Below are 919 nucleotides of genomic sequence, written 5' to 3' on the forward strand. Positions count from 1 at the left end.
TCACTGGCGAGTACCTTTGGCCCAAGGACGCCGGCGCTTAGGGTGTCATTCCGCCCTCAGCCGGAACCGACCCCCTGCTCGAGCGCATCGAGAACGAAGCCGGCATGGGCGGTCCGGCTCGCTCGCCGTCCGACGATCCGCCTGGCGAACGTATCGATGACGAAGGCGACGTAGACGAACCCAGTCCAGGTCGCGACATAGGTGAAGTCCGAGACCCAGAGCATGTTCGGCGCCGGCGCGCGGAACTGCCGGTTGACGCGGTCGAGCGGACAAGGTGCTGACGATCGCCCACCGTGGTGCGCACCGGCTTGCCTCGGATCACGCCCGCCAGCCCTATCGCCCGCATCAGCCGAGCGACCGTGCAGCGGGCGACATCGAAGCCCTCCCGCTGCAACTGCCGCCAGACCTTGCGGACACCATAGACCCGGAAGTTGGCCTCGAACACGCGCCGCACCTCGATTGTGAGCGCAGCATCACGCCGCGCCCGCGCCGACAGGCGCAGTGGATCCCGTCGCCGCGCGACATGAGCATGGTAGGTTGATGGGGCGATCGGCAGCACCTTGCAGATCGGCTCGACCCCATGAACAGCACGCTGGTCGTCGATAAACGCGATCATCGCTTGAACGGGCGGTCGAGCTCCGCCTGAGCAAAATATGCCGACGCCTTGCGCAGAATCTCGTTCGCCTGGCGCAGCTCACGGTTCTCGCGCTCCAGTGCCTTCAGCTGCGCCGCGACATCGCTCGGCACGCCGGCGCGCACGCCGCTATCGACTTCCGCCTTCTTCACCCACTCGTGCAGCGTCTGCCCGCTTTCGCCACTTGGCGACCGTCTTGGGATTGATTCCCAGCTCACGGCTCAGCGTCGCGAGCGAAGCTTGCGATCGCTGTATTGCTGCTCGGACAGCGTGCGTGGTCGTGGC

At 66.3% G+C, this 919-nt stretch carries 2 pseudogenes and 1 other annotated feature; both pseudogenes read right to left on the reverse strand.

From position 1 onward, the window contains the following. Positions 1-68: 68 nt before the first annotated feature. A pseudogene (locus ACH0AE_RS17890) lies at positions 69-852 on the reverse strand (IS3 family transposase); the annotation flags it as partial. Further along, positions 542-658 (reverse strand) — a sequence feature (AL1L pseudoknot). Its footprint overlaps the pseudogene before it by 117 nt. Beyond that, positions 794-919 (reverse strand): annotated as a pseudogene (locus ACH0AE_RS17895) (IS481 family transposase); the annotation flags it as partial. The pseudogenes ACH0AE_RS17890 and ACH0AE_RS17895, both read right to left, overlap by 59 nt.

Source organism: Sphingomonas sp. 179-A 2A2 NHS, assembly GCF_045371305.1.
GTDB lineage: Bacteria > Pseudomonadota > Alphaproteobacteria > Sphingomonadales > Sphingomonadaceae > Sphingomonas.